This is a genomic window from Phyllobacterium sp. 1468 (genome assembly GCF_031455525.1).
Taxonomy (GTDB): Bacteria; Pseudomonadota; Alphaproteobacteria; order Rhizobiales; family Rhizobiaceae; genus Phyllobacterium.
This window is the reverse complement of sequence record NZ_JAVDSX010000004.1, coordinates 316,361-338,992: the sequence shown is the minus strand read 5'-3', so window position 1 is coordinate 338,992 and position 22,632 is coordinate 316,361. Positions and strand designations below refer to the sequence as shown.

Here is a 22,632-nt window from a genome sequence, read left to right as displayed (position 1 = left end):
ATCCAAATGGAATCGTTGTGCCGGGTGAATTTTACTTTGAAATAGCCATTGCGCGGCTCGTCTTGAGAGGATGATGGACCTGCCGGCGGGATGCCTCCGGGGATTCGCACTGTTTGGCGAATGCAGAAGCAATACTGCGACATAGAACGCGTTTCCTTTGCGCGCCTTTTGTTTTAAGACAAATCGAATGGGCGCTGTGCGCGCTTGGCGAAGATTTCAGGAGCGAATAATGGCTGGACACAGCATCCCTCATTTCCAGAACAGCGCAGGACATGCAAGCATCGCCATCGGAGTGAAGGAATTCATGTGCGTCGGCGCCAATTCTCCTTTCGACCACCCGCATGTTTTCCTCGATCTCGGCGACGACAATGAGAAGGTCTGTCCCTATTGCTCGACGCTTTATCGATTTGACCCCTCACTTGCCGCTGATGTGACCGTTCCCGAGGGTTGCACCTATGTGGATAAGGCCGCTTGAAAGCAGCACTCATTGATCTGAAAACAGAACGAAACAGGCGAATTCCAAATCCTGATCAGATCATCATTGCCGGTGCAGGGATTGCTGGCCTCACTCTTGCCCTCGCGTTGAGCGCCAAGGGCTTTCATGTCCAGATATTCGAGAAAAGCGCGGCGCTCGCTGAAATCGGTGCCGGATTGCAGCTTTCCCCGAATGCGACTCGGCTTCTCGCTCGGCTCGGCGCGATGGAACAGCTGCAATACGCATCTGTTGAACCGCAAGCGGTCTGCCTGCAGGATGGAACAAGCGGGGGCGAATTGCTGCGGTTGCCAATTGGCGAACAGGCGACGGAACGCTGGGGAGCGCCCTATATCGTTTGTCACCGCGCCGATTTGCAGAACACTTTGCTCACTCTTGCCCGCAGCCAGCCCAACATCGCCATACAGTTGCAGTCGACCGTGACGCAGCGCAAGGCAGACAGCCAGGGCATGCTCGTCCGCGTGCAATATCATGACCGCATCGAAGAACACCGCGGCGCGCTGCTGGTCGGCGCAGACGGCGTGTGGTCGAACCTGCGTACCGCCGTCTCCGACGCGGACCGTGCACGTTATACCGGCATGGTCGCATGGCGATCGTCGCTAGGGGTCGACCAATTGCCGGAATCGTTCAAGACCCTGTTGCCACCAGGGATCAACGTCGTCGCCTGGACCGGCTCCAACGCGCATCTGATCGCCTATCCTATCCGTTCAGGCCAGATGATCAATTTCGTAGCGGTCGCGCCCGACCATCAGGCTGGCAACCGATGGCCCGTTCCCGTCGATCCGGGGAGCCCGAGCCAGAATTTCATCCGGGAGTTCGCGAGTTGGCATGTGGGCCTACGCGACGTCATGCGCGCGGGTCGTCCCTGGACGCCATGGCGGCTATTTGAAATGAAGAAATGCCGGTTCCTGACCGAGGAACGTGTGGTGCTGATTGGCGACGCTGCGCATGCCATGACACCCTATGCGGCACAGGGTGCAGCGATGGCCATCGAAGATGCGTGCGCATTGGCTGATGCTTTAAGTGCAGATCGCGCCGCGTGGCCCTCTGCCCTCGCCCGGTTCAGCAGAGCCCGGACGAAGCGTATCAGCGCAGTTGTCAGGCGCGGAGCGCTCAACCACCTGGCCTATCACGCAAAGGGACCGGTGGCCGTTGCGCGTAATATCCTTTTGCGCAACCGTCCGGTGGAAAAGTTCATCAAGGGATTTGACTGGCTGTACGGATTTGATGCGGAAGAACGAAAAGAACAGGTTTGAACGTTATTCGGCCGGCGTGCCGCGGCGTTTCAACCCGCGGGTGATTTCGGCGATGCGATCCTTGGTTTCTCTCCGGTCCTGATTGAACTCGTGTCTGGCAACCAAGATCGCGCCACCGCTGATAAACGTCAGCCAAAATACTATGAAAAATGCATCAAACCACATTATTGCAGTCCTCTTTTCAGTTGCAATCTACCATATAGATGAAGGCCATACGAGAGCGACGCACTGCTGAACATGACGATCGATTGCACAACATAAAACGATGGTCTGTGTTCAATTTCCGAATTTGCAAAGCTGACAACAGGACCTAGGAACCCGACGACGGCGACAGCAGTGGATAACCTGTCGATAGCGGCGGCTATATATTTTTGAACTTCATTGCTACGAATCTTTTCTGTTGCTACCGCTTGCTGTTGCGCGGAGTTGGGCTGCTGAAGATCTTCGGTCATGCAAATCCTGATGAAAATGGCTTTGTCAAAAATCTGAAATTAAAAATCATAAAATGACGGCGGCCGGTTTGGCCGCCGCAATAAATCGGAAATTTCGCTCCAGGGCTGCTAGTGCAGGATCTGGCTGAGGAACAGTTTCGTGCGCTCGTGCTGCGGGTTGTCGAAGAATGCTGCGGGTTCATTCTGTTCGACGATCTGACCCTGATCCATAAAGATCACACGGTTTGCGACCTGACGGGCAAAGCCCATCTCGTGCGTGACGCAAATCATCGTCATGCCTTCTTCGGCCAACTGGACCATCGTATCCAGCACTTCCTTGATCATCTCCGGATCGAGTGCCGAAGTCGGTTCATCGAACAGCATGATCCGCGGATTCATGCAGAGCGACCGGGCGATTGCCACGCGCTGCTGCTGGCCCCCGGAGAGCTGGCCCGGATATTTATTGGCCTGTTCGGGAATCTTGACGCGTTCCAGGAAGTGCATTGCCACTTCGTCGGCCTTTTTCTTCGGCATCTTCCGCACCCAGATCGGCGCGAGCGTGCAGTTTTCGAGGATCGTCAGATGCGGGAAGAGATTGAAGTGCTGGAACACCATGCCGACTTCGCGGCGCACCTCATCGATCTTTTTCAAATCACTGGTGAGCTCGATACCGTCGACAAGGATTTTACCGCTTTGATGCTCTTCCAGGCGGTTGATACAGCGGATCATGGTGGACTTGCCCGAACCGGAAGGACCCGCAATGACAATGCGCTCACCCCGCATCACCTTGAGGTTGATGTCTTTCAGAACGTGAAAGTCGCCATACCACTTGTTCATGTTGATAATTTCAACAGCTACGTCCGTCTTTGAAACGTGAAGGAGCGAGCGGTCGACATGGATTTCTTCCGGATCGATGATGTTTTCTGTGGTCATAAGCATATGCTCCTTAGCGTTTGTGTCCTGTATCGAGCCGGTTCTCCATGAACAGGGAATAACGCGACATACCGAAACAGAAAATCCAGAAGACGAACCCGGCGAAGACTAGGCCGGAAATAGGTGTTTGCGGAGATGCCCAATTGGCATCGGAGAAGTGCTGTTTCACGATTCCGAGCAGATCGAACATACTGATGACGGAAACAAGGCTCGTATCCTTGAACAGGCCAATGAAGGTGTTGACGATACTGGGTATCACCAGCTTCAGCGCTTGCGGCAGGATGATCAGCCTCGTTTTCTGCCAGTAGCCAAGGCCGAGCGAATCGGCACCTTCGTATTGGCCCTTGGGGATCGCCTGCAGACCGCCGCGTACGACCTCGGCCATATAGGCCGATGCGAACAACGCCACACCGATCAGGGCACGCAACAACTTGTCGAATGTCACGCCGGGCGGGAGGAACAGCGGCAGCATATAGCTCGCCATGAAGAGAACCGTTATCAGCGGGACGCCGCGGATCGTCTCGATGAAGATGACGCACAGCATCTTGATGACAGGCAGTTTCGACCGTCTCCCCAACGCCAGGATGATGCCAAGCGGCAGGGAGACGCAAATACCGACGAAGGATATCACCAGCGTGACCAGCAAGCCGCCCCACAATGGCGTCTCGACATAGGGAAGGCCAAGCCAGCCCCCAACGAGCAGGAAGAACGCCACGATCGGGAAAATGAAGAAAAACGTGACGGCGTTCACCGCCTTGTAGGGCACTTTGGGAATGAGCAGCGGAACAAGAAGCAGCACAAACATAATGCCCACGAGATTGACGCGCCAATGTTCCTCAATCGGATAGCGGCCATACATGAACTGGTTGAAATTGGCGTTCACATAGGCCCAGCAGGCGCCAGACCAGCCATCCGGCTGGATACCGCCCTGCGCGACCGTCGAACAGACCGACCGGTCAGGCCCGACCCACGACGCCTCGATGAACGCCCATCTGATAACCGGAGGGAGGAACCACGCTATGAGCAGAAGCGCGAGAATCGTAAGTACCGAATCGATGGGCGTGGCGAAGAGATTGGTGCGCACCCATTTGACCACGCCACGTTCGGCCAGCGGCGGTGTCTGCCCCTGAAGCATTTCGGTACGGACAAAGCTTAGATTACTATCGACCATGATCAGCGCTCCACCAGTGCCATTTTGGCGTTGAACCAGTTCATGAACAGCGATGTCAGAACACTGATGCTAAGATAGACCACCAGCCAGATGGTAACGACTTCAATAGAACGATTTGTCTGATTGAGGATCGTTCCGCCCACTGCAACCAGATCCGGATAGCCGATCGCAACGGCAAGGGACGAGTTCTTGGTCAGATTGAGATATTGGCTCGTCAGAGGCGGGATGATGATGCGCATTGCCTGCGGCACGACTACGAGCCGCGTCGTCGGGCCTGCGCGCAATCCGAGAGCATGAGCGGCTTCGCTCTGGCCCTTGCCGACACCACGAATACCGGCGCGAACGATTTCGGCAATGAAGGCAGCGGTATAGAAAGACAAGGCCAGATAGAGCGACATGAACTCCGGACCGACCTGAGATCCACCCTTCAAATTGAAAGCGCCTAGAACCGGATAGTCGAACGACAGCGGGAAACCCTTGATGGCGAGCGCCAGGACTGGCAATCCTATAATCAATCCAAGCGAGGTCCAGCCGACGGGAAACTGCTGTCCGGTCGCCATCTGCCGCTTGTAGGCCCAGCGCCGGACGAAGAATGTGCCCGCAATGCCAACCAGGAGGCCAACTCCTGCAAGCCACGCGCCCTCACCGAAGACAGCTGCAGGGAAGAAAAAGCCACGATTGTTCAGGAACGTGTTGAATGGCAGGCTGATGCTTTGACGGGCCTGCGGGAGCACCGACAAAACGCCGGAATACCAGAAGAAAATAACGAGCAGTGGCGGAATGTTGCGGAAAACCTCGACGTAAACCGTGCAAATCTTGCGTATCAGCCAGTTGTGAGAAAGCCGGCCGACACCGATGATGAAACCGATGATCGTGGCGGTGATGATGCCGGTGAAAGCAACTGTCAGCGTATTGAGAATACCGACCCACAGGGCTTGCAGATAAGTCGAATCACTCGAATAAGCCAGGTACGGACTACTGCTGATATCGAAACCGGAACGACCGTCCAGAAACCCGAAGCCCGATGCAAGGTTAGCACGCTGGAGATTGGCGATCGTATTGTTGACCATCCAGTACACGAGGCCGGCGATCACAAGGACAGCCACCGCCTGAAAAATATAACCGCGGAATTTCGGATCGTTTAAAAGTGATACCTTGGCGCTGTCTTTGCCGACAGGCGTAATATCCTGTGATGCCATTGGCCCCTCATTTCTGTATATGCTTGTTCTTATTGTTTTTTATTATGGTAGGTGAGGAGGCCGGGCCTCCCCACCTGATTTTCAAAAGATCACTTTGTTTGCCGCAATTCCAGTTCCCATTTTTGCTGGAATTGCTTCAGTAATCAGCGGATCGGCATCGCGTATTGCAGGCCCCCCTTGCTCCACTGGGCATTGATACCGCGTGCAATCTTGAGCGGGCTTCCGGAACCGAGGTTCTTGTCGAAAATTTCGCCGTAATTGCCCACGGCCTTGACGATGTTGACGACCCAATCATTGGTCAAACCAAGATCAGTCCCAAGCTTCGTCCCGGCTTCCTGGCCAAGCACACGCTTGACCTCAGGGCTGTCACCCTTGGCCAATTCCTCGACGTTGGCTTTGGTGATGCCAAGTTCTTCCGCAGTCAACAAGGCATAATGAGTCCAGCGGATAATGTCGGCCCATTGCGCATCACCCTGGCGTACGACAGGTCCGAGCGGTTCCTTTGAAATGATCTCAGGCAAAACGATGTGATCATCCGGCGCTGTCAGCGCGAGGCGATACGCATAAAGACCGGACTGGTCGGTCGTATAGGCGTCGCAACGTCCTGAATCGTACGCAGCATTGACCTCTTCAACCTTTTCGAACACGACGGGATTATATTCCATCTTGTTCGCCTTGAAATAGTCGGCAAGGTTCAGCTCGGTGGTTGTGCCCGATTGAACGCAGACCGAAGCACCAGAAAGCTGCAAGGCGGAATTGATCCCCGACAACTTCTTCGAGTTGATCATAAAGCCTTGACCGTCATAATAGTTGACGCCAGTGAAATCAAAGCCCTGTTCGTCACGGCTGAGAGTCCAGGTTGTGTTGCGAATGAGAACGTCGATTTCGCCCGACTGCAATGCAGGGAGGCGGTCTTTCGCGGACAATGGCGTATATTTTACTTTTGTCGGATCACCAAAAACGGCAGCAGCAACAGCGCGGCAATAGTCAACGTCAAAACCCGACCATTCGCCTTTGTCATTCGGTGAAGCGAAGCCTGGAAGACCGGTGTTGACGCCGCATTGAAGGAAGCCCTTCTTCTTGACGTCATCCAGTGTGGCAGCCGAAGCTGCGTTCGCCAGAAGGACGAGCGCCGAGGCTGCCAGTGCGCCCTTCAAAACAAGATTTTTCATAACGATTTGACCCTTTAAGTTGATGCCCATAGTTCCCACAGAGGAAAAATCATACTGGCGGATCGCTCCCCACGCCCCAAAAAAGGGCCCAATATGTCTCCCATTCACACGGCTATCGAAGGCCATTCTGACGCTTTGGTCAAGCGGTAATCTTTGCCCAATATTATAGCAATGTCAGAGCAAGTTCTGTTTATTCAAAGCCAGTTCTGTTTCTCGGATGGGGAGGCAATCCACGCGGAAGGTGGCGAGGCCGGTGTTTATCCATCGGATGACGCCGCCTGACAAAGTGGTTGGCCGCCAGCCGAAAACCCAAGGGGCCGGGTGAATTTGGCCCAATTCCTTCGGGCTTCGGCTTCGTTCGATGGATAAACATCGGCCTCGCCAAATCCCTTGACCTTGAACCCAATTCCCTCCGGCAGAACGGCTCTGAATAGACAAAATTTGCTCTAGACTTTCGACTGCTACGACGAGATTTTTGGTTCATTTGTTGTTCAGACCTGCGTTTTGTTACCAAAAACGCTCGCCGAACCGCATAGAAGGCCAGAAATGGCTTTTCCCGAAGACGAAGGCGGTACGGCGTCCAGCCAAGAATCGGGCCAGCACAATCGTGAACAAAAAGCCGAGCGTATAACCGGCCACGACATCTGTCGGATAGTGGGCGCGGGCAAAGACCCGGGTCAAGGCGATGAACATAGTTGCCAGGATGATCGGCGTCCGCCATCGCGGGAACCATAGAGCCAGTACACCGCCAACCGCGCCCATCGTGGTTGAATGACCAGACGGAAAACTCGCAAAATTGTACCCGGCTTCGAACGGTGAAAAACTGTTGGCACCCAGCGTATCGATGAATTTGGGGCGCGCCCGGCCAATAAGGAACTTCGCAATATTGGTCAGGATCCCAGATAAGGCGATAGCCCAGAACGCGAACGTTGCCTGTGCATAGACGAGGCCAAAGCGCATCCGCCGGTCTCGGGCAATATTCCGCCAGTCGATGCCGATCAGGCACACACCGATGACGAAGGCCGGAATGAGATACCATTGCGACAGGCCGATATCCGTCAGATGCCGCACACCATTGAGGGGCTCATAGGTCGACAGCGTGCGCGACAGGAGCGCGTCATAGGGGTGAATCAACAGAATGAGGAAGAAGATGAGAACGACAGCCATGAGCATGCCGTTCGTCCATGCGGGCGGCGAACCCGGATAGGCGGGCGAATTGATGCGGCGCAGAAAGCGGACAACGGACTGACCGACCCGGCTCAAGGCGGATTGCGTTTGTTCCTGATTGCGTGGCTTCGTCATCTTGTCTTTCCAGTCAATCAGCCTGCTCTCCTGTTGCAACAAGCACTCCGTGGCATTATCGACATCTCATAAAGCATACAAGATGTGGAGACGATCTCATGGATAAGCAACCGAAACCATTCGGAATCAATACGAGGCTTGCCCATGGTGGCTATGATCCACGCGACTATCACGGCTTCGTCAATCCACCTGTTGTCCATGCCTCTACAGTGCTGTTTCCGGACGCGCAAACCATGGCCAATCACAGCCAGCAATACACCTATGCCACGCATGGAACACCGACCACCGATGCTTTGTGCCGTGCGATCGATGAGCTGGAGGGCTCTGCCGGCACTGTCCTCGTTCCCTCGGGTCTCGCGGCAGTGACGGTACCGCTTCTGGCTTTCCTCGCCCCCGGTGATCATCTCCTGATGGTCGACAGCTGTTATGGCAATACCCGCCATTTCTGCAAAACCATGTTGAAGCGATTGGGTATCGAGGTCGAATTCTATGACCCCCTGATCGGCGCTGGCATCGAGAAACTGATCAAGCCGAACACCCGTGTCGTCTTCACCGAATCGCCAGGCTCCAACACATTCGAAATCCAGGACATCCCGGCGATCGTTGAGAAGGCCCATGCGGCAGATGCCATCGTCATGATGGACAATACCTGGGCGACGCCGATCTATTTCAAGGCGCTGGAATATGGCGTCGATATCTCGATCCATGCGGCGACCAAATATCCGGCGGGTCATTCAGACATCCTGATGGGAACCATTTCAGCCAATGAGAAATGCTTCAAGACACTGGATGCGGCGCATTCGGCGCTTGGGCTCTGTGTGAGCGGTGACGATGCCTATCAGGTTCTACGCGGACTGCGCACCATGGGCGTGCGCATGGAACGGCATGCGGAGAGCGCGCTGGAAATCGCCCGATGGCTCGAGGCGCAGGACGGTGTCATCGAGGTGCTGCATCCCGGTCTTGAGAGCCATGCGGGAAACGCCTTGTTCAAACGCGATTTTTGTGGCGCGGGGGGAGTGTTTTCCCTTGTGATCCAGGGCGGAGTTGCACAGGCACACGCCTTCCTCAACGCGTTGAAGATTTTCGGCTTGGGTTATTCCTGGGGCGGATATGAAAGCCTCGCATTGCATGTCCATCTCGGCGGCCGAGAGATTACAGGCAGGAATTATGCAGGACCGGTCATCCGGCTGCAGATCGGGCTTGAAGACAAGGCCGATCTTATTGCCGACATTGAAAACGGATTGGCCGCAGCAAGGGCAGTTCAAGGATAAACACAAAATGATTTCAATCCGGATAGCACGCAGGTTATAAAGCGCAAATGAAAAGGCTCGCCGCAATCCTCGCATTGTTGACCGCGCTCAGCGTTGGCTGGGTCCCGGTGTTTGCGGCGCCTGCCCGTCTGGCCGTTGAACTGGGTTTACAGGATGTCGCGACCGGGGCTTCGCAGTCGTCTGGCCATATTCATCGTAGCAATGACTGCGCCGGCAAGCATCATTGTCCGGGGGACATAAAACAACTGCATCCAGCGGTCTGTGCGGCCTGTATCGGCGTGCCCGCAATCGCGCTTGTGGTCCCGGTTATTCCGCAACCCAAAATCGTCATTCCGCGAGCCGGAGAATTGCCGCTTGTAGCGCTCGACGATGCGCCGCTCCCGCGCCCTCCCCGCATATAATTGATCAATCCTTTCGTTTTCACGCGCAGGTGAGCGGGCCACAGCCTGCGCCGGTTTGACTGGCCCATGGAAAGATCAACGATGAAAAACATATATATTCACAGTGCAGTGCTGGTCTGCGCCCTCGCCTTCACCTCACCGGTGCTGGCTCAGGATCACACAAAGCACAAGACCAAACAGCATGACATGATGGCGATGCCCAAAGGCGATGAAAGCGCATCCTCCAAGGCGTTTGCTGAAGCCAATGCGAAAATGCACAAGGGCATGGCAATTCCCTTTACCGGCAATGCCGACAAGGATTTCGTGTCTGGCATGATCGCGCATCATCAAGGCGCCATCGACATGGCCAAGGTGGAGCTGGAATACGGCAAGGATCCGGAGATTCGCAAACTGGCCGAAACGATCATCGCAGCACAGGAAGGCGAGATCAAACAGATGAAAACCTGGCTGGCCAAGAACGGCGGCTGAACAAACAGGAATCACCCGCCGGTTTTCGCCGGCGGGTGATTTTCACAAAACCATTTTCCAGTTTACTGGCGTATCTCGTTCGTTGCAGCGCGTTTCTGCATGCTCAACTGCCAAAGACTATGGGCGGCATCGGCATAGGTCGATGATCCGATTCTGAATTCGGCTGAACGCAAAGGCAACAAATCCTCCACGACGGCAAGCGTGCGCGCGGGAAGGATATCCGTGCAGGTCCATAGACGCCGGAACACAGCACTGATCGGGACCCGTTTCTCGTTGACGTCAATCTGGGGCTCGTCACTGCCGAGTTCCCAATCCTCCAAGGCGTCAATCGCATCCTGAAAGGCATTGTGCAATATGATGGGCGCATGGCCCTCATGAAGTGGGTGCAGCAAACCAGGCATTCCTGTCTCCTCACTCTTTGTGTTGCAACTGCCGGGGGCTCCCGGAAGTGGAATCATAAGGGTGAGTTGGCACCTATCGCAAGCCTAATCTGCCATACCATACCATTTTACTAGTCATTCTTGATTAAATCGAGTTTTCGCTACAGTTTTAAGCTCTTTCATTCAACCAAGAACTGCGCATGATTGACCATGCCGTTGAATATACTGTATTTTTCGAGGAAAATTTTCCATATAACTCTAATTATTGAGTTGTCCAGGTTTGACTGGAAAGGCCCGCAACGTTATTGAGAAATACATTCTGCTTTTATCGATCATTGTTTTGAACTGGACTTTTTCAATGACCTATTTTCAACGCACGGCGGCATTTGAGCCGCGGCCAGATTTTTCGGGCAATTTCATACGACGTCTCGGTGGTTATTTGACCGCCTGCATCCAGCCGCTTGCCGGGTGTTTTCCTTCTTTGAAAACAGGCGCATGGGGTGAGCCAAGCAGCGCCCAGGCCGGGTGTATCGGCTTTGGCGAACTCCCCGGAAGCGAAGTCGCGAAAGTTTGTCATATCTTGAGCACAACGGGCACATTTCGCGCTAATGCGACATTGCTGGAACTCGGCGCCGGATCCGGAGTGCAGACCATCGAGATGGCAACATGCGGCGCATTTGCGCGCATCCTCGCCGTCGAACCGGAGGCGGTCAACTTTGCAGCCTTGAAACGCAATGTAGACGACTACGATCTGCGGGATAGGGTTTCCTGCTTCCCATGTGCAGCTGGCGTCATCGACGGAATGACCAATTTCTACGTGGGCCGCGACGACAGGCAGCGCAGCGGCATGAAACGGCAGAGCCTCAGTGATACCCAGATGCGACTCCCGATCAGCAGGGTCGAGACGATCCTGCAGGACGCGCATGTCCCGCTGGAACAGATCGGTCTCGTATGGATCGATATTGAAGGCTATGAGGCGATCGCCTGCCTGTCGATGACCGGGCTAATGGAGCGCAATATTCCAATTTATGCCGTGCTTTCGCCGGAACTCTATCACCGCGATCATGGTTCGAGCTTCGTTCGCTATCTCGCTACATATTATCGCCGCTGCGTCTTGTTGACTGACGCCGAGCCACGAATCGTCAACGTATCTGACATCCCCCTCGACCAGGGAAGCGTGCGCGTCCTGCTGATCGACTGACCGCTAGACTTCAGTTGAATGCTGCTTTTTTCGCATCCATCTTGCCAAACTGGCGCCGTTGCCGCATTCATGTCCGCGCTGTTCGCTGAAGCGCGTCGCGATCTTTCAGATTCGCTCCGCGCTTTAGATCTTTGATTTTCACGCAAGTCGTTAGCGCGAAACCGCTGCACGCTTTTGCGCGACATGATCCGGTGAGGATATTGGCCCATGACGACAAGGCACCTTAAGGTGATCATTCTTTCCGCTCTGCTCTCGGGCTGCGCAGGCATTCAAAGCCAGCTTGATAATGAAAAAATTTCATCCTTGCGTTATGACAATGTCGCCTGCCCCGCCCTTGTGGCGCAACGCAACCAGGCTGTGGCCGAGATCAGCCGGCTTACGAACGGCCGCGGCTACCAGGACCCGAATGTGATCACCGGTTTCGGTCCCTTCCTGCCCGATTATCGAACAGCCAACCAGAAGCAGGCCGGCGCCTTGCAGGGACAAGCCGATTCAATGACCCGATCAATAGACCGCCGGAAATGCACTGGATAAATCAACATCCGTTGATTGTTGAAGAATTATTGAGTTGTTTTCTCATATTTTCTTCGCAAACAGACGGATTTACAACCGGCCGCAAACATTGTTTCGTGTTGCCATATCCGGATTCAAAAGAACGGATGGATCGCAACTTGGGGGCACGAACATGATCTTCGGTATGACGCCTTTTACACTTTTCCATGTGATTCTAAGCCTGATCGGCATTGTTTCAGGGCTGATTGTTCTGGCGGGTCTTATCGGCTCCGACAGGAAGGAAGGCTGGACGTTGATCTTCCTGATAACGACAGTAGCCACGAGCGTAACCGGCTTCCTTTTTCCCTATAGCGGCTTCACGCCGGCCATAGGGGTGGGTATCATATCGATGATCTTCCTCATCGCGGCCATCGTTGCGCTCTATGTCTATCGTCTTGCCGGTTTCTGGCGCTTGATCTATGTGGTCAGCGCAATCGTGTCGCTCTATCTGAATTGCTTTGTTCTCATTGCGCAGTCGTTCCAGAAGATACCCGCACTCAACGCACTTGCTCCGACAGGGTCAGAACCACCGTTCGCGATTGCTCAGGGTATTTTGCTGGTTTTGTTCGTAATCGCGGGCTTTCTTTCGCTGCGAAGGTTTCACCCGATTTACGCCTGATACCGAAGCCTTCAGCTCTGCGAAACAGAGGCAAGCGGTGTCCTTTTCAAGCAACGCCGCTTGTTTCACAGCATGTTGATGATCGGCAAACGCAGACACGACTACCCCGCCCTGCAAATCCAGTTGAATAACCGCAAAACTAAGCGTACACCTATCAGCTTAAGCGAAGGAATTGCTTTCAGCCTTTCGGATAAGCCCGCTAGGTCAATTGTTCTCTAAGGGAGTGACAAATGGGAGACGTGACGCTTCATACCCCCCACAATGCCTGCTGCGCTACACCGCAGATTTTACAAAAAGTCCGCGAAGAAATGCCAAAAAAGCCTACCAGCCCCAACAGGCTTTCGGACATCCTGAGACGAGCCAAAGGCGGCTTTGCACATCGGCGTTTTAAGCAGCATACGAAATAGCCCGCGACGGAGTCACGGCAGGATTGACATGAAGATCGCCGTGGCCGTGCTGCAGCGATCTTTTTGTATTTACGATGTTACTTTTGTCCCCTGGAAGACACATTAGACCATCCGGCTTGCCTGCACGGCGGACTCACCGCATCCTTATCCGGGCTCACGGATAAGGATTGATCCTATGAAGTGCTTTCGAGCTAGCTCTATAGCCAAAATTACTAAGTTGTTTTCGCACTGCCGCTATGGCCTGATGCGATCAAAGCCGTAGTTTATCGCGGCTCGAAGTCCTCTTAATCACTGTTTTCATTGGCAGATGTGGGAGGCACCAATGGAAGAGGATGAAAAAAAGGAAAAGGAAGATTATGCGCCCTACATGACGTCCATCTGGGGCTATCTCATAATCTTTTTGATCATCATACCAATTGTCCTGTATTTAGGCCGCCAGTTCGGAAGGTGAATTCTTGTGTCGTTAACGAGCTTTAACAAGAGGGCGAAGTCCCCTGCAACAATGACATATACCCCGTCGAATGATGAAAACGGGTACGCAGCCGACAATGGAATGAAGTTCTATCTGTACTGGCCGCCAGCAATGATCATGGTTCTTCTGGCCGTCGGCAGCTACGCTGTGGGAATGTATTTTTCCTGAATTTCTATCGCGGGGCCGCTTTGTATTCGGGGGCGGTACGGGTGGGCCCGAAGAAATATTTGTGCGGATCATCCGCGATTTCGGAAACGCTGCGATCAATACCTTCGACCGTACGCCGGCTATTCGAGATGAAGCGCTGCGCATTTTTTAGCGGTTGACCCGTCCAATTGCTGAGATTGTTAAGGACGGCGACGAGCTGGGTATTCAAGTTCTTGGCTTGCAGCTGATAGGATTGAAGCTTGGAGCGTATTTCGCTGGCCACGCTGTCCTTGTCGTCCGAAAGCTGCTTGTCGACCTTGGCCAATGTTTCATCGACGCGCACAGAAGCCTTGTTGACCCGCGAGATGACATCGCGCGCATCATTCATGAGTTCCCCGACGCTACGGGCCTTTTGGCCATATTCGTTGATCATTTCGGTTTTGCCGGCAAGGCCGTCGGTAAATTCCTTGGCCTGGCGGATGCTCGCGAGCAGCGGCCCGCGCGTTTTTGCGACGTATTCCTCCGTGGCGGTCGTCGCCTTGTCGACACGGTCGATCCAGTCCTGCGCAGTCTGTACCAGCGTCTTTAGCGACGACGGATCGACGTCCATACGCGCGATCGTGTCCTCCTTGTCCGCCTCTTCCAGAAGCCTGGGCTCATAGGCCTTACCGCCCGTCAACTCGATACGCGCCTGTCCGGCCAAGATTTCGAAGGCAAGCGTTGCCACGGTCGAGCGCGTGATCGGCGTAGTCGAGTCAATCGCGGTCTGAACGATAACGGCGTCCGGATTGGTCGAATCGATAAAGAGACGCTTCACCTCACCGACCTTCAGGCCGTTGAAGAATACCGGGCTGTTCGCGGCAAGGCCCGTGACGGAACCTGGAACCCTGATTTCCAGCGTCGACGTTTCCCGCGTATCGCCATAACGGCCGACCCAGTAAAAGAAACCAAACGCCAGCGCACAGACCACAAGGCTGAAAACCGTAACGAGAAGATAGTTGGCCTTGGTTTCCATCGATTCTTTGAGGCGACTCCGCGATCATGAGTGATCCACTCATTATCGCTTCAAGGGACGGCAAATCAATGGCGAACCAATAATCCGCGACCAGCGCCTTGAGTTCACAACCGAAAAAAGAGAATGATGTTTGATGCTAGTGGATGGGCGGGGAGCGGGTCATGACGAACTTGACGATTTTGGCATTTGCATTGGTGTCATTCATCGGCATCGCAACACCAGGGCCGACAGTTCTGCTGGCGCTGACGAACGGCTCGCGATTCGGAATCAAGGCCGCTTGTCTCGGTATGGCCGGCGCGGTGCTGTCGGATTTCGTCCTCATCGGCGCGGTAGCGCTAGGGCTCGGCGCCCTCCTCGCTGCGTCGGAATTCTGGTTCGCCATCGTCAAGTGGATCGGCGTCGGCTACCTCACCTTCCTCGGTGTCATGCTGTTGCGGTCAAAGGGAACGCTGGATGTCTTGCATACGGGAGGCAGTAGCGCAGGTTCGTCATCGCGAGCAATATTTCTGAAGAGTTTCTTCGTCGCTGTAACAAATCCGAAGGGATATCTGTTTTTCTCGGCGTTTCTTCCGCAGTTCGTCAGACCGGAATTGCCGCAGTTACCGCAGTATCTGGCACTGGCGGCGACCTTCGCGCTGATCGATTTTGCCGTCATGTTCGGTTACGCCGTTCTGGGTTCGCGTGCAGTGCGCCTCTTGAAAAAATCCGGTGCGCTCTGGCTAGACAGGATCTGCGGCGGCGCATTGCTCGCCCTCGCCGGTTCGCTCGCATTCTATCGACGGGCGAGCGCATAGAAGTTACACCGAAATAATTACCCGACGCGCAGCTGTCATGAAGGAGTCTTATGATTCCTTTGATTCTGCGCGCCGGGAAATTCACAATGGACCATCACGACCTCAACCTGCGGCCATTGCGCTTCGAAGAAATCGAAACGTTGCGATCGATCGAGAAATCCGCGCGTTTGCGTTATGCCGGATGGGACGGTCTCGAGATGATGGTGGACGCTCCGTCTATCGCCCCAGAACGCTTTCTGCGTGGTGAAACAGTCGTCGCCGAAATCGATGGAAAATGCGTCGGCTATGTCCTTATGCAGCCGCTCGACGGCTTGATGTACATTGCCAGCATCATGGTCGCTGCCGATTTCTCCGGAAGCGGTGTGGGCGCAGCATTTCTCGACGTGGTTGAATCGCGTGCCAAAGATTCAAACCTGTCCGGCGTCATGTTGACGACCTTCCGGGCGCCGCGCTGGAACGGTCCGTGGTTTCGCAAATTTGGCTTTGGACCCATGCCAGAGGAGCGGATCGGCCCCTGTCTGCGGGCGATACTGGACCGTCACGCAACGGTTCTCGACATGTCGAAACGCGAAACGCTTTGGGTTGAATGGACATAGATTATTCATTGTATGAGTAGCAGCCCGCGCTTCCTGTCGCCATCCAGCGTATCCATCGCCTTGAACAATCGTTCTCGCTTGATCAGCCAAGGCTTGTAGTTTTCGTTCACGTCGAGAACAAAAACCGCATCCTCCGCCTCCAGATATCCGCCGATCGGCGAATGATGACCGCTACCGCCGCCGAAAATCTCTTCCCGGGCAAAGTTGACGATGTAGCGGCGATCCGGATCATTGGCGTGTTTCATATGCTCGTGAAACTGCTCGGCGGTCAGATCGCGAATGACCGAGACTTTTCGCTCGGTATGGGCACGCGCGACTTCGGCGAGTTCGTCCAGCGTCAGCCCGATGATACAGAAGCCGGTCCAGCATTTGCCCGTGCCTTCGAGAACCTTCGCTTCCGTGGTTTCCTCCTCGCCAATCGAGCGGAAAGCGTTTGCGATGCTTGCCGGCCCGCAGCGAGACCCGTTGGATTGCCAAGTCACGTCTGAGTTGAATGTAGCGGCAACCGGAAGGCGCCATGCCCGCTCTAGAAGTTCCGGTGTACGGATGACCGACGCTTCTATTGCCTTGGGTGAAACGCTGGATTGGCCGGCAACAAAGACAGCGGCACCGCCCAGCAGACCGGCGCACAGGGCTAAACCGAAAATAAGGCCACGTTTCATCACCGGCACTCGCAGATTGAGCAGGGATGAAGCCTACCGTATGGAGCCCGGCGCAGCAAATTTTGGCTGTTCCCGGAGCGGGATCTTCATCCCAACTGATTACCCGTCGGTGAATTGCCCGGGACTACCCTCGGGAGTAGAATCCTCACCCAATAACAAGAAGAAACTGGGTGGGGCCATGAGAAGACTTCGCAACCATTATGATTTTGAAGAAAGACGCACGCGGTCATTCCTGGTAAAGATTTGCGATTATGGCGTGGCCATAGTGCTGCTGGTCGGCATCGGCTACTCGACCTACCTGGATATTGAAGCCCGCTTCAAGTCCAGCGCTCATGAGCAGTTGGCGGCACAGGGCGCCGAAACCAACACCCGATTGGCGATCAAATAACGCCACCGCTTGATCGGCCATCTTTCTGGCCGGTAGCCCAAAGAGGGTGCCGGCCTCATCTGGTCCCGATCGCATCAGACCTGCGAATTTGCAGACCGGACCTTGGTCTGAGCATTCGCAGGCATTTGGTCCATATTGCCACGATCGTTTTGGGAGTACCTTTGGTTGCGCCGGCACCTCCCCCGGGGCCGGCGAGGCCTGCTAAAGAGGGCACCGCTTCTTTTTCACAGCAGACCCGACTGACGCTCGATCCTCCGGCAATTTTACGTTCCGGAGGGTCGGGCTTCCACGCAGTTGCAAATCAACGGCCCCAGTCCAGGCTCAGCGGCTGATCAGCGGATATGGTCGAAGGTCTCTTATTCTTAGGGCCTTTGGTCATAACTAGATTTATCGAGCTCCAGATTAATTGTTATCTCACGGAAATCATTACATAATTCCCTTGTGCCATCCACCCTAAATGGCATGAGGCTCGGCGTTGAAGTGTGCGACCAGAATGTACTCCGCCGAGCCTCTTTTTTTAAGCATCGCAGGGCAACGACACAGATAAGATCACGCAGCGACATCGACCGGACCAAAGTTTGGAACAAACGCCTCGTTACCCAGCATTAGCCCCACAGGCGCCGCCTGATCGGGATTTTAATAGGGATGTCGCATCGCATCCTTCAATTAGCGGTGGCTCCGTCAATGGCCGTACGGGCCCTGGCTTATCAGGGTCGGGAATCGGTGGATCGTCCGGCAGCGGCGGGTACGGTTCTGGCTCTGGCGTAGGTATCGGATCACCCATATCAATGTCTCCTTATGAGGAGCTGTAACTGCATTCCGTTGGGGAAAGTTCCGCTTTCCACCCTCAATCCGGCGTCGCACCGAGCATGGATGGGCCATTGCAAAGACATTCATCGAAGCAGAGCACTTATTACCGGAATATCCTTGCCCTTTCCCACGGCTCGGACCATGGTGCGAGCCCACGCCGCTCGGACCTTGGTTACCAGCATCACGGCGCGCACCTTCACAGGCCAAGTCCACTGAGCACGGGAGATGCTGCGGGGGTCATTATTTGTGAGGAACATGTCTCTTTGTCTTGGCCTTGACCAACAGGAGCATACCCATGGCAGACCAAGCAACATTTGAAGCTCTCCGACCGTTTGAAGTTAATTTTTCGGATGAGGCGCTTGCGGATTTGCACGATCGCTTGTCCAAAGCCCGCTTACCCGAGAAGGAAACTGTTGACGACTTCTCCCAAGGCGTGCCGCTGAAAACCGTCCAGCAGGTTCTGGCACACTGGCGTGACAAGTATGACTGGCGCAAGGCTGAGGCCCGGCTGAATGCCGTGCCGAACTATCTCACTGAAATCGATGGGCTGGATATCCATTTCATCCATGCCCGGTCGAAACATGAAAATGCCCTTCCAGTGATCGTGACCCATGGATGGCCAGGATCCATCATGGAGCAATTGAAGATCATCGGACCATTGACTGATCCAACGGAATATGGCGGGCGCGCCGAGGATGCCTTCCATGTGGTTATTCCATCAATGCCGGGCTACGGCTTCTCCGGCAAACCAACCACAACGGGCTGGGGACCAGAGCGGATCGCCGACGCTTGGATCACGTTGATGCGGCGTCTCGGGTACAAGAAGTTCGTTGCGCAGGGTGGCGACTGGGGCTCAGTCGTCACTGATATGATCGGTGTGCGAGCTCCACCAGAGTTGGCCGGTATCCACGTCAACATGCCCGGTGCGATCCCGGAAGACATCAACGGGGCTGCCTTCGGTGGAGCGCCGGCGCCGGCTGGTCTCAGCGACGAGGAGAAAAGCACATACGACCAACTCGTCTCCTTCTACAAGAAGGTTTACTACGCATTCTGGATGGCAACTCGACCGCAGACAGGGGTCGCGTTTGCCGACTCGCCTATCGGGCTGGCAACCTTTTTGCTCGATCACGACGCCCGAAGCCTTGAAATGATTGCGCGCTCATTCGATGGACGGGCCGAGGGTCTTACGCCTGACGATGTTCTAGACAACTGCACCTTGTTCTGGCTGACAAACACAGGCGTCTCGTCGGCGCGGCTATATTGGGAAAACAAACTTCCCTTCTTCACTCCGAAGGGTGTCAAAGTCCCGGTCGCCGTTACCGCGTTTCCGGACGAACTTTATCAGACGCCGCGCAGTTGGGCAGAAAAGGCGTATCCGAACCTGATCCAATACAACAAGGTCGAGAAGGGCGGTCACTTTGCCGCTTGGGAACAGCCGATGCTGTTGTCCAAAGACCTCTGGTCGGCGTTTCGATCGCTGCGTTGAGCTCTAGGAGTGCGGACGGCGGCCATTTGGCGCGCCGTCCCATCTGATGGACCGACGAGTGGCTTCTCCGAGCAACAGTCAATCTATTGAAAATATGGCGATCCCGACTGGATTCGAACCAGTGACCGTCGGCTTAGAAGGCCGGTGCTCTATCCAGCTGAGCTACGGGACCAATATGAGTTCCCGCAGAGAGCGATCCTCCCCGGGAAAAATCGAAACCGCTATTTCAATGCGTCCAAGGCTGCTTGCGGTCGAAGCGGAAGTTTTCCGAATAGGACACGATACGCCGGCGTGTTTCCTTGGGCTCCAGCACGACATAGTCAATGGCATTTTTCTGCGCATAGGCGATCGCCTCTTCTTTCGTCTCGAAAGTCAGGCGGATCTGGCTCTTCATGTCGCGCGACGAGGTATAGCCCATCAGCGGTTCAATCTTGCGCGGCTGCTCCGGCTCGAACTCAAGCGTCCAGGTATCGGTCTTTGCCTTGCCGGATTGCATTGCGGTTTTTGCCGGGCGAAAGATGCGTGCTGCCATTGAAGAGATTCCTTTGTCTGCAATCCCGATATATTACAGGCTTCAATTCAGTTCCAGCAGCATTTGCTTGGGAAAGTGGTCGGAGCGGCAGGATTCGAACCTGCGACCCTCTGGTCCCAAACCAGATGCGCTACCAGGCTGCGCTACGCTCCGTCCTTTGTTGACGCTGCTGTCCCTAGAGATATTGGCCTGAGAACGCAATAGCTCAAAACACGAAAAAAGCAGAAAACCGAACGAATGGTTTGCAAAGGCGGCGTGTCACACCAAAAGTCCCGCATAAATTGCAAACCTCACTTGTTTGGCCGATAGTCAACGATCCGCGTCTCGGCCGGTCAGGTGGCAACTTGACAGAAAAGTGAAGTCAGGAACCACAAAAGTTGACCTGTTACTCTGGTCATCACGAGCAATAAGTCTAGATCGATGGTCAATGCGATTCACCACCGAATCCCCCCGGAGTTTGCAAATGAGTGCTTCCAACGATTATACGCCGCCAAAGGTCTGGACCTGGACGAAAGAGAGCGGAGGTCGCTTCGCAAATATCAACCGGCCGATTGCGGGGCCGACACATGAGAAAGACCTGCCCATCGGCCGCCATCCGCTTCAGCTCTATTCTCAGGGTACGCCGAATGGTGTGAAGGTCACTATCATGCTCGAAGAGCTGCTGGCACTTGGCCAGCGGGGCGCGGAATATGACGCCTGGTTGATCAATATCAATGATGGCGACCAGTTCGGTAGCGGATTTGTGGCGATCAACCCAAACTCCAAAATACCCGCTCTGGTGGATCGCAGTGGCCCGAAACCTATCCGGGTTTTCGAATCCGGTTCTATCCTCGTCTATCTCGCCGAGAAATTCGGTGCGTTCCTTCCAACGGAAACAGCGGCGCGCGCCGAATGTCTGTCATGGCTGTTTTGGCAGATGGGGAGTGCGCCTTATCTCGGAGGCGGGTTCGGCCACTTCTACGCCTACGCGCCGACCAAGATCGAATATGCAATCGACCGTTTTGCCATGGAAACAAAACGTCAGCTCGATGTGCTCGACCGCCGCCTCGCGGAAAGCGAGTATTTGGGAGGCAGCGAATACACCATCGCTGATATTGCGGTCTGGCCGTGGTATGGCGGACTGGTCAAAGGGCGGCTTTATGACGGCGCGGAATTCCTGCAGGTGCAGGATTACAAGAACGTGGTGCGTTGGGCCAACCAGATCGACGAACGCCCGGCAGTCAAGCGTGGCCGGATGGTCAATCGCACATCAGGCGAACCTTCGACCCAGTTGCGCGAGCGTCACGATGCGAGCGATTTCGAAACGAAGACCGAGGATAAATTGGCCGAAGGAAGCTGACTACCAGCTGGAATTCAGGCCGCTTTTTCGTCGGGAGTGCGCGCCGGATCGAAAACCTGAAACGTGTTGCGTCCGGCAGCTTTGGCGGCATAGAGGGCCGTATCGGCATTCTTTACGACGTCGGACGGCACACTATCATCGATGAGCGCGATACCCACTGATGCCCCAAGCTTTGGTGACTGACCGAAAAACTCCAAAGGTCTGCTCACAGAACCGACGATCCGCCGTGCAAGGTCCGTAATCGCATCCTGACCAAATTGGGGTCCCAGCAAAATGGCGAATTCGTCGCCGCCAATTCGGGCTACAACCTCAGTTTCATGACATAAAGCAAGGAGGCGGTTGGCGACCTCTTTCAGGCACTCATCGCCGACGGGGTGTCCCAGGCTATCGTTGATAATCTTGAAGCCGTCGAGATCGATCAGGAGCAATGCGCCGCGCGGACTTTGACCGGTCTCAATTTTACACAAATCTGCAAGTCTCATCTGGAACTGGCTGCGGTTGGCCAGTCCAGTCAACAGATCGAAGTCGGCCAGATATCGCGTGCGGTCCAACAAAATCTTTTGCTCGGTGATGTCCTGTTTCATGCCGAAAATGCGAACAGGTACGTCATTTTCGGACTCAACCGTTGCAGTAATTCGTATCCAGCGGCGATTGCCCTGCACTGTAATAATTTCGGCATCCATCTCGAAGCCGCTGCGATCTTCAATTGCTCTTTTACGGCGTCGCTGGAGTTCTTTTACAGTGTTCTCCGCATAGCATTCCAAGATCTGGCTGCGATCGAGATCCGACCCGCGCGGCAGGTCGAAGATGTCGAATACCACGTCGGTCCAATGCAATGTCTCGTCGGGAAGGCTGCACTCCCACACACCAATCCGGGCAGCTACCGACGCTCGTGCGAAGATTTTGCGACTGTGTTCCAGTGCAGTGGCCTGATCGCGGATTATGCATTCTTTGGCCTGTAATTCGGCTTTCAACCGGGCAATGATGGCGGACTCGAGCAGCGGGACATCGGACATACAAAACTCTGTTGCTTAGAGCGAGAGCGGACATAGTGGCGCGAAAGTTGTTAATACACTTTGTCAAGTGTCCTCGTCTCGCAGAAAATCGATGAGAGAATGCTGAAGCTTCGTCCATC

Annotated in this window: 25 protein-coding genes and 2 tRNA genes; 13 read left to right on the top strand and 14 right to left on the bottom strand. The window is 54.8% G+C overall.

The window, feature by feature from the left end; genetic code table 11:
* Positions 1–229: 229 nt before the first annotated feature.
* Positions 230–475, top strand: coding sequence for a zinc-finger domain-containing protein (locus tag J2X72_RS13695; protein WP_210002196.1), 246 nt, complete (start codon positions 230–232; stop codon positions 473–475).
* Positions 472–1,749, top strand: a complete 1,278-nt coding sequence (locus tag J2X72_RS13690; RefSeq protein WP_310072720.1) for an FAD-dependent monooxygenase — start codon at positions 472–474, stop codon at positions 1,747–1,749. Before J2X72_RS13695 ends, J2X72_RS13690 begins: the two co-directional genes overlap by 4 nt.
* A 3-nt stretch (positions 1,750–1,752) precedes the next feature.
* Here the strand turns inward: J2X72_RS13690 and J2X72_RS13685 are convergent, their stop codons facing one another.
* From J2X72_RS13685 to J2X72_RS13655, 7 genes are all read right to left on the bottom strand, one after another.
* Positions 1,753–1,914, bottom strand: coding sequence for a hypothetical protein (locus J2X72_RS13685; protein ID WP_310072718.1), 162 nt, complete (start codon positions 1,912–1,914; stop codon positions 1,753–1,755).
* On the bottom strand, positions 1,914–2,201 hold the full coding sequence (locus J2X72_RS13680) for a hypothetical protein (RefSeq protein ID WP_310072717.1): 288 nt from the start codon (positions 2,199–2,201) through the stop codon (positions 1,914–1,916). The genes J2X72_RS13685 and J2X72_RS13680 overlap by 1 nt, the downstream gene beginning before the upstream one ends.
* 108 nt (positions 2,202–2,309) lie before the next feature.
* Complete coding sequence (locus tag J2X72_RS13675; RefSeq protein WP_210002190.1) at positions 2,310–3,113, bottom strand: amino acid ABC transporter ATP-binding protein; 804 nt, start codon at positions 3,111–3,113, stop codon at positions 2,310–2,312.
* Between the two features lie 13 nt (positions 3,114–3,126).
* Positions 3,127–4,284 carry an amino acid ABC transporter permease gene (locus J2X72_RS13670; RefSeq protein ID WP_210002189.1) on the bottom strand — a complete coding sequence of 386 codons (1,158 nt, stop codon included), beginning with the start codon at positions 4,282–4,284 and terminating at the stop codon, positions 3,127–3,129.
* Positions 4,285–4,286: 2 nt separating this feature from the next.
* On the bottom strand, positions 4,287–5,483 hold the full coding sequence (locus J2X72_RS13665) for an amino acid ABC transporter permease (protein ID WP_310072714.1): 1,197 nt from the start codon (positions 5,481–5,483) through the stop codon (positions 4,287–4,289).
* 143 nt (positions 5,484–5,626) lie between these two features.
* Complete coding sequence (locus J2X72_RS13660) at positions 5,627–6,655, bottom strand: amino acid ABC transporter substrate-binding protein (protein WP_210002185.1); 1,029 nt, start codon at positions 6,653–6,655, stop codon at positions 5,627–5,629.
* Between the two features lie 507 nt (positions 6,656–7,162).
* Positions 7,163–7,957, bottom strand: a complete 795-nt coding sequence (locus J2X72_RS13655; RefSeq protein WP_210002183.1) for a phosphatase PAP2 family protein — start codon at positions 7,955–7,957, stop codon at positions 7,163–7,165.
* 98 nt (positions 7,958–8,055) lie between these two features.
* Here J2X72_RS13655 and J2X72_RS13650 point away from each other — a divergent pair, with 98 nt between their 5' ends.
* The 3 genes from J2X72_RS13650 to J2X72_RS13640 all read left to right on the top strand — a co-directional run bounded on the left by J2X72_RS13650 (position 8,056) and on the right by J2X72_RS13640 (position 10,097).
* A complete protein-coding gene (locus J2X72_RS13650; protein WP_310072710.1) occupies positions 8,056–9,228 on the top strand; it encodes a cystathionine beta-lyase in 1,173 nt (390 codons plus the stop codon).
* Positions 9,229–9,275: 47 nt separating this feature from the next.
* Positions 9,276–9,629 (top strand): hypothetical protein, encoded by a 354-nt coding sequence (locus tag J2X72_RS13645; protein WP_310072709.1) that lies wholly within the window; start codon positions 9,276–9,278, stop codon positions 9,627–9,629.
* A gap of 81 nt (positions 9,630–9,710) precedes the next feature.
* Positions 9,711–10,097 (top strand): DUF305 domain-containing protein, encoded by a 387-nt coding sequence (locus tag J2X72_RS13640; RefSeq protein ID WP_310072707.1) that lies wholly within the window; start codon positions 9,711–9,713, stop codon positions 10,095–10,097.
* 62 nt (positions 10,098–10,159) lie between these two features.
* Here the strand turns inward: J2X72_RS13640 and J2X72_RS13635 are convergent, their stop codons facing one another.
* Positions 10,160–10,498, bottom strand: coding sequence for a hypothetical protein (locus tag J2X72_RS13635; RefSeq protein ID WP_210002175.1), 339 nt, complete (start codon positions 10,496–10,498; stop codon positions 10,160–10,162).
* A gap of 337 nt (positions 10,499–10,835) precedes the next feature.
* On the opposite strand from J2X72_RS13635, the gene J2X72_RS13630 reads away from it, so the two are divergent.
* The 3 genes from J2X72_RS13630 (at position 10,836) to J2X72_RS13620 (ending at position 12,849) form a co-directional block, all read left to right on the top strand.
* The gene (locus J2X72_RS13630) at positions 10,836–11,678 is read left to right on the top strand and encodes an FkbM family methyltransferase (protein ID WP_310072705.1); all 843 of its coding nucleotides are present in this window, start codon (positions 10,836–10,838) and stop codon (positions 11,676–11,678) included.
* Between the two features lie 207 nt (positions 11,679–11,885).
* Complete coding sequence (locus J2X72_RS13625; RefSeq protein ID WP_210002170.1) at positions 11,886–12,212, top strand: hypothetical protein; 327 nt, start codon at positions 11,886–11,888, stop codon at positions 12,210–12,212.
* Positions 12,213–12,363: 151 nt separating this feature from the next.
* Positions 12,364–12,849, top strand: coding sequence for a hypothetical protein (locus J2X72_RS13620; protein ID WP_310072701.1), 486 nt, complete (start codon positions 12,364–12,366; stop codon positions 12,847–12,849).
* Positions 12,850–13,900: 1,051 nt separating this feature from the next.
* Here J2X72_RS13620 and J2X72_RS13615 read toward each other — a convergent pair.
* Positions 13,901–14,890 (bottom strand): MlaD family protein, encoded by a 990-nt coding sequence (locus tag J2X72_RS13615; RefSeq protein WP_210002166.1) that lies wholly within the window; start codon positions 14,888–14,890, stop codon positions 13,901–13,903.
* A gap of 161 nt (positions 14,891–15,051) precedes the next feature.
* Between J2X72_RS13615 and J2X72_RS13610 the strand changes: the two genes are divergently transcribed.
* On the top strand, positions 15,052–15,684 hold the full coding sequence (locus J2X72_RS13610) for a LysE family translocator (RefSeq protein ID WP_210002164.1): 633 nt from the start codon (positions 15,052–15,054) through the stop codon (positions 15,682–15,684).
* Positions 15,685–15,770: 86 nt separating this feature from the next.
* Entirely contained in the window at positions 15,771–16,280 is a 510-nt protein-coding gene (locus J2X72_RS13605; protein ID WP_310072700.1) for a GNAT family N-acetyltransferase, read from the top strand.
* A 5-nt stretch (positions 16,281–16,285) separates the two neighbouring features.
* Here the strand turns inward: J2X72_RS13605 and J2X72_RS13600 are convergent, their stop codons facing one another.
* Positions 16,286–16,942, bottom strand: coding sequence for a phytochelatin synthase family protein (locus tag J2X72_RS13600; protein ID WP_310072698.1), 657 nt, complete (start codon positions 16,940–16,942; stop codon positions 16,286–16,288).
* 178 nt (positions 16,943–17,120) lie between these two features.
* Here J2X72_RS13600 and J2X72_RS13595 point away from each other — a divergent pair, with 178 nt between their 5' ends.
* Both J2X72_RS13595 and J2X72_RS13590 read left to right on the top strand, forming a co-directional pair.
* A complete protein-coding gene (locus J2X72_RS13595; RefSeq protein WP_310072696.1) occupies positions 17,121–17,330 on the top strand; it encodes a hypothetical protein in 210 nt (69 codons plus the stop codon).
* A 1,078-nt stretch (positions 17,331–18,408) separates the two neighbouring features.
* Positions 18,409–19,626, top strand: a complete 1,218-nt coding sequence (locus tag J2X72_RS13590; RefSeq protein WP_405044711.1) for an epoxide hydrolase family protein — start codon at positions 18,409–18,411, stop codon at positions 19,624–19,626.
* 95 nt (positions 19,627–19,721) lie between these two features.
* On the opposite strand, the gene J2X72_RS13585 is transcribed toward J2X72_RS13590, so the two are convergent.
* The 3 genes from J2X72_RS13585 to J2X72_RS13575 all read right to left on the bottom strand — a co-directional run bounded on the left by J2X72_RS13585 (position 19,722) and on the right by J2X72_RS13575 (position 20,311).
* Positions 19,722–19,798: transfer RNA gene (locus J2X72_RS13585), tRNA-Arg, on the bottom strand.
* Between the two features lie 54 nt (positions 19,799–19,852).
* Positions 19,853–20,158 carry an ETC complex I subunit gene (locus tag J2X72_RS13580; RefSeq protein ID WP_112527958.1) on the bottom strand — a complete coding sequence of 102 codons (306 nt, stop codon included), beginning with the start codon at positions 20,156–20,158 and terminating at the stop codon, positions 19,853–19,855.
* A gap of 76 nt (positions 20,159–20,234) precedes the next feature.
* Positions 20,235–20,311: transfer RNA gene (locus J2X72_RS13575), tRNA-Pro, on the bottom strand.
* Between the two features lie 310 nt (positions 20,312–20,621).
* Between J2X72_RS13575 and yghU the strand changes: the two genes are divergently transcribed.
* Positions 20,622–21,497, top strand: a complete 876-nt coding sequence (yghU, locus tag J2X72_RS13570; RefSeq protein WP_210002154.1) for a glutathione-dependent disulfide-bond oxidoreductase — start codon at positions 20,622–20,624, stop codon at positions 21,495–21,497.
* Between the two features lie 14 nt (positions 21,498–21,511).
* Here the strand turns inward: yghU and J2X72_RS13565 are convergent, their stop codons facing one another.
* A complete protein-coding gene (locus J2X72_RS13565; protein ID WP_310072691.1) occupies positions 21,512–22,513 on the bottom strand; it encodes a diguanylate cyclase domain-containing protein in 1,002 nt (333 codons plus the stop codon).
* Positions 22,514–22,632 lie beyond the last annotated feature (119 nt).

Excerpts from the sequence above, each read along its gene's own strand:
- yghU (WP_210002154.1), top strand. The coding sequence starts at position 20,622 with ATGAGTGCTTCCAACGATTATACGCCGCCAAAGGTCTGGACCTGGACG.
- J2X72_RS13640 (WP_310072707.1), top strand. The coding sequence starts at position 9,711 with ATGAAAAACATATATATTCACAGTGCAGTGCTGGTCTGCGCCCTCGCC.
- J2X72_RS13595 (WP_310072696.1), top strand. The coding sequence starts at position 17,121 with ATGAGAAGACTTCGCAACCATTATGATTTTGAAGAAAGACGCACGCGG.
- J2X72_RS13685 (WP_310072718.1), bottom strand. The coding sequence starts at position 1,914 with ATGTGGTTTGATGCATTTTTCATAGTATTTTGGCTGACGTTTATCAGC.
- J2X72_RS13675 (WP_210002190.1), bottom strand. The coding sequence starts at position 3,113 with ATGACCACAGAAAACATCATCGATCCGGAAGAAATCCATGTCGACCGC.
- J2X72_RS13650 (WP_310072710.1), top strand. The coding sequence starts at position 8,056 with ATGGATAAGCAACCGAAACCATTCGGAATCAATACGAGGCTTGCCCAT.
- J2X72_RS13695 (WP_210002196.1), top strand. The coding sequence starts at position 230 with ATGGCTGGACACAGCATCCCTCATTTCCAGAACAGCGCAGGACATGCA.
- J2X72_RS13565 (WP_310072691.1), bottom strand. The coding sequence starts at position 22,513 with ATGTCCGATGTCCCGCTGCTCGAGTCCGCCATCATTGCCCGGTTGAAA.
- J2X72_RS13610 (WP_210002164.1), top strand. The coding sequence starts at position 15,052 with ATGACGAACTTGACGATTTTGGCATTTGCATTGGTGTCATTCATCGGC.
- J2X72_RS13655 (WP_210002183.1), bottom strand. The coding sequence starts at position 7,957 with ATGACGAAGCCACGCAATCAGGAACAAACGCAATCCGCCTTGAGCCGG.
- J2X72_RS13670 (WP_210002189.1), bottom strand. The coding sequence starts at position 4,284 with ATGGTCGATAGTAATCTAAGCTTTGTCCGTACCGAAATGCTTCAGGGG.
- J2X72_RS13600 (WP_310072698.1), bottom strand. The coding sequence starts at position 16,942 with ATGAAACGTGGCCTTATTTTCGGTTTAGCCCTGTGCGCCGGTCTGCTG.
- J2X72_RS13680 (WP_310072717.1), bottom strand. The coding sequence starts at position 2,201 with ATGACCGAAGATCTTCAGCAGCCCAACTCCGCGCAACAGCAAGCGGTA.
- J2X72_RS13635 (WP_210002175.1), bottom strand. The coding sequence starts at position 10,498 with ATGCCTGGTTTGCTGCACCCACTTCATGAGGGCCATGCGCCCATCATA.
- J2X72_RS13625 (WP_210002170.1), top strand. The coding sequence starts at position 11,886 with ATGACGACAAGGCACCTTAAGGTGATCATTCTTTCCGCTCTGCTCTCG.
- J2X72_RS13620 (WP_310072701.1), top strand. The coding sequence starts at position 12,364 with ATGATCTTCGGTATGACGCCTTTTACACTTTTCCATGTGATTCTAAGC.
- J2X72_RS13615 (WP_210002166.1), bottom strand. The coding sequence starts at position 14,890 with ATGGAAACCAAGGCCAACTATCTTCTCGTTACGGTTTTCAGCCTTGTG.
- J2X72_RS13580 (WP_112527958.1), bottom strand. The coding sequence starts at position 20,158 with ATGGCAGCACGCATCTTTCGCCCGGCAAAAACCGCAATGCAATCCGGC.
- J2X72_RS13645 (WP_310072709.1), top strand. The coding sequence starts at position 9,276 with ATGAAAAGGCTCGCCGCAATCCTCGCATTGTTGACCGCGCTCAGCGTT.
- J2X72_RS13605 (WP_310072700.1), top strand. The coding sequence starts at position 15,771 with ATGGACCATCACGACCTCAACCTGCGGCCATTGCGCTTCGAAGAAATC.
- J2X72_RS13665 (WP_310072714.1), bottom strand. The coding sequence starts at position 5,483 with ATGGCATCACAGGATATTACGCCTGTCGGCAAAGACAGCGCCAAGGTA.
- J2X72_RS13660 (WP_210002185.1), bottom strand. The coding sequence starts at position 6,655 with ATGAAAAATCTTGTTTTGAAGGGCGCACTGGCAGCCTCGGCGCTCGTC.
- J2X72_RS13630 (WP_310072705.1), top strand. The coding sequence starts at position 10,836 with ATGACCTATTTTCAACGCACGGCGGCATTTGAGCCGCGGCCAGATTTT.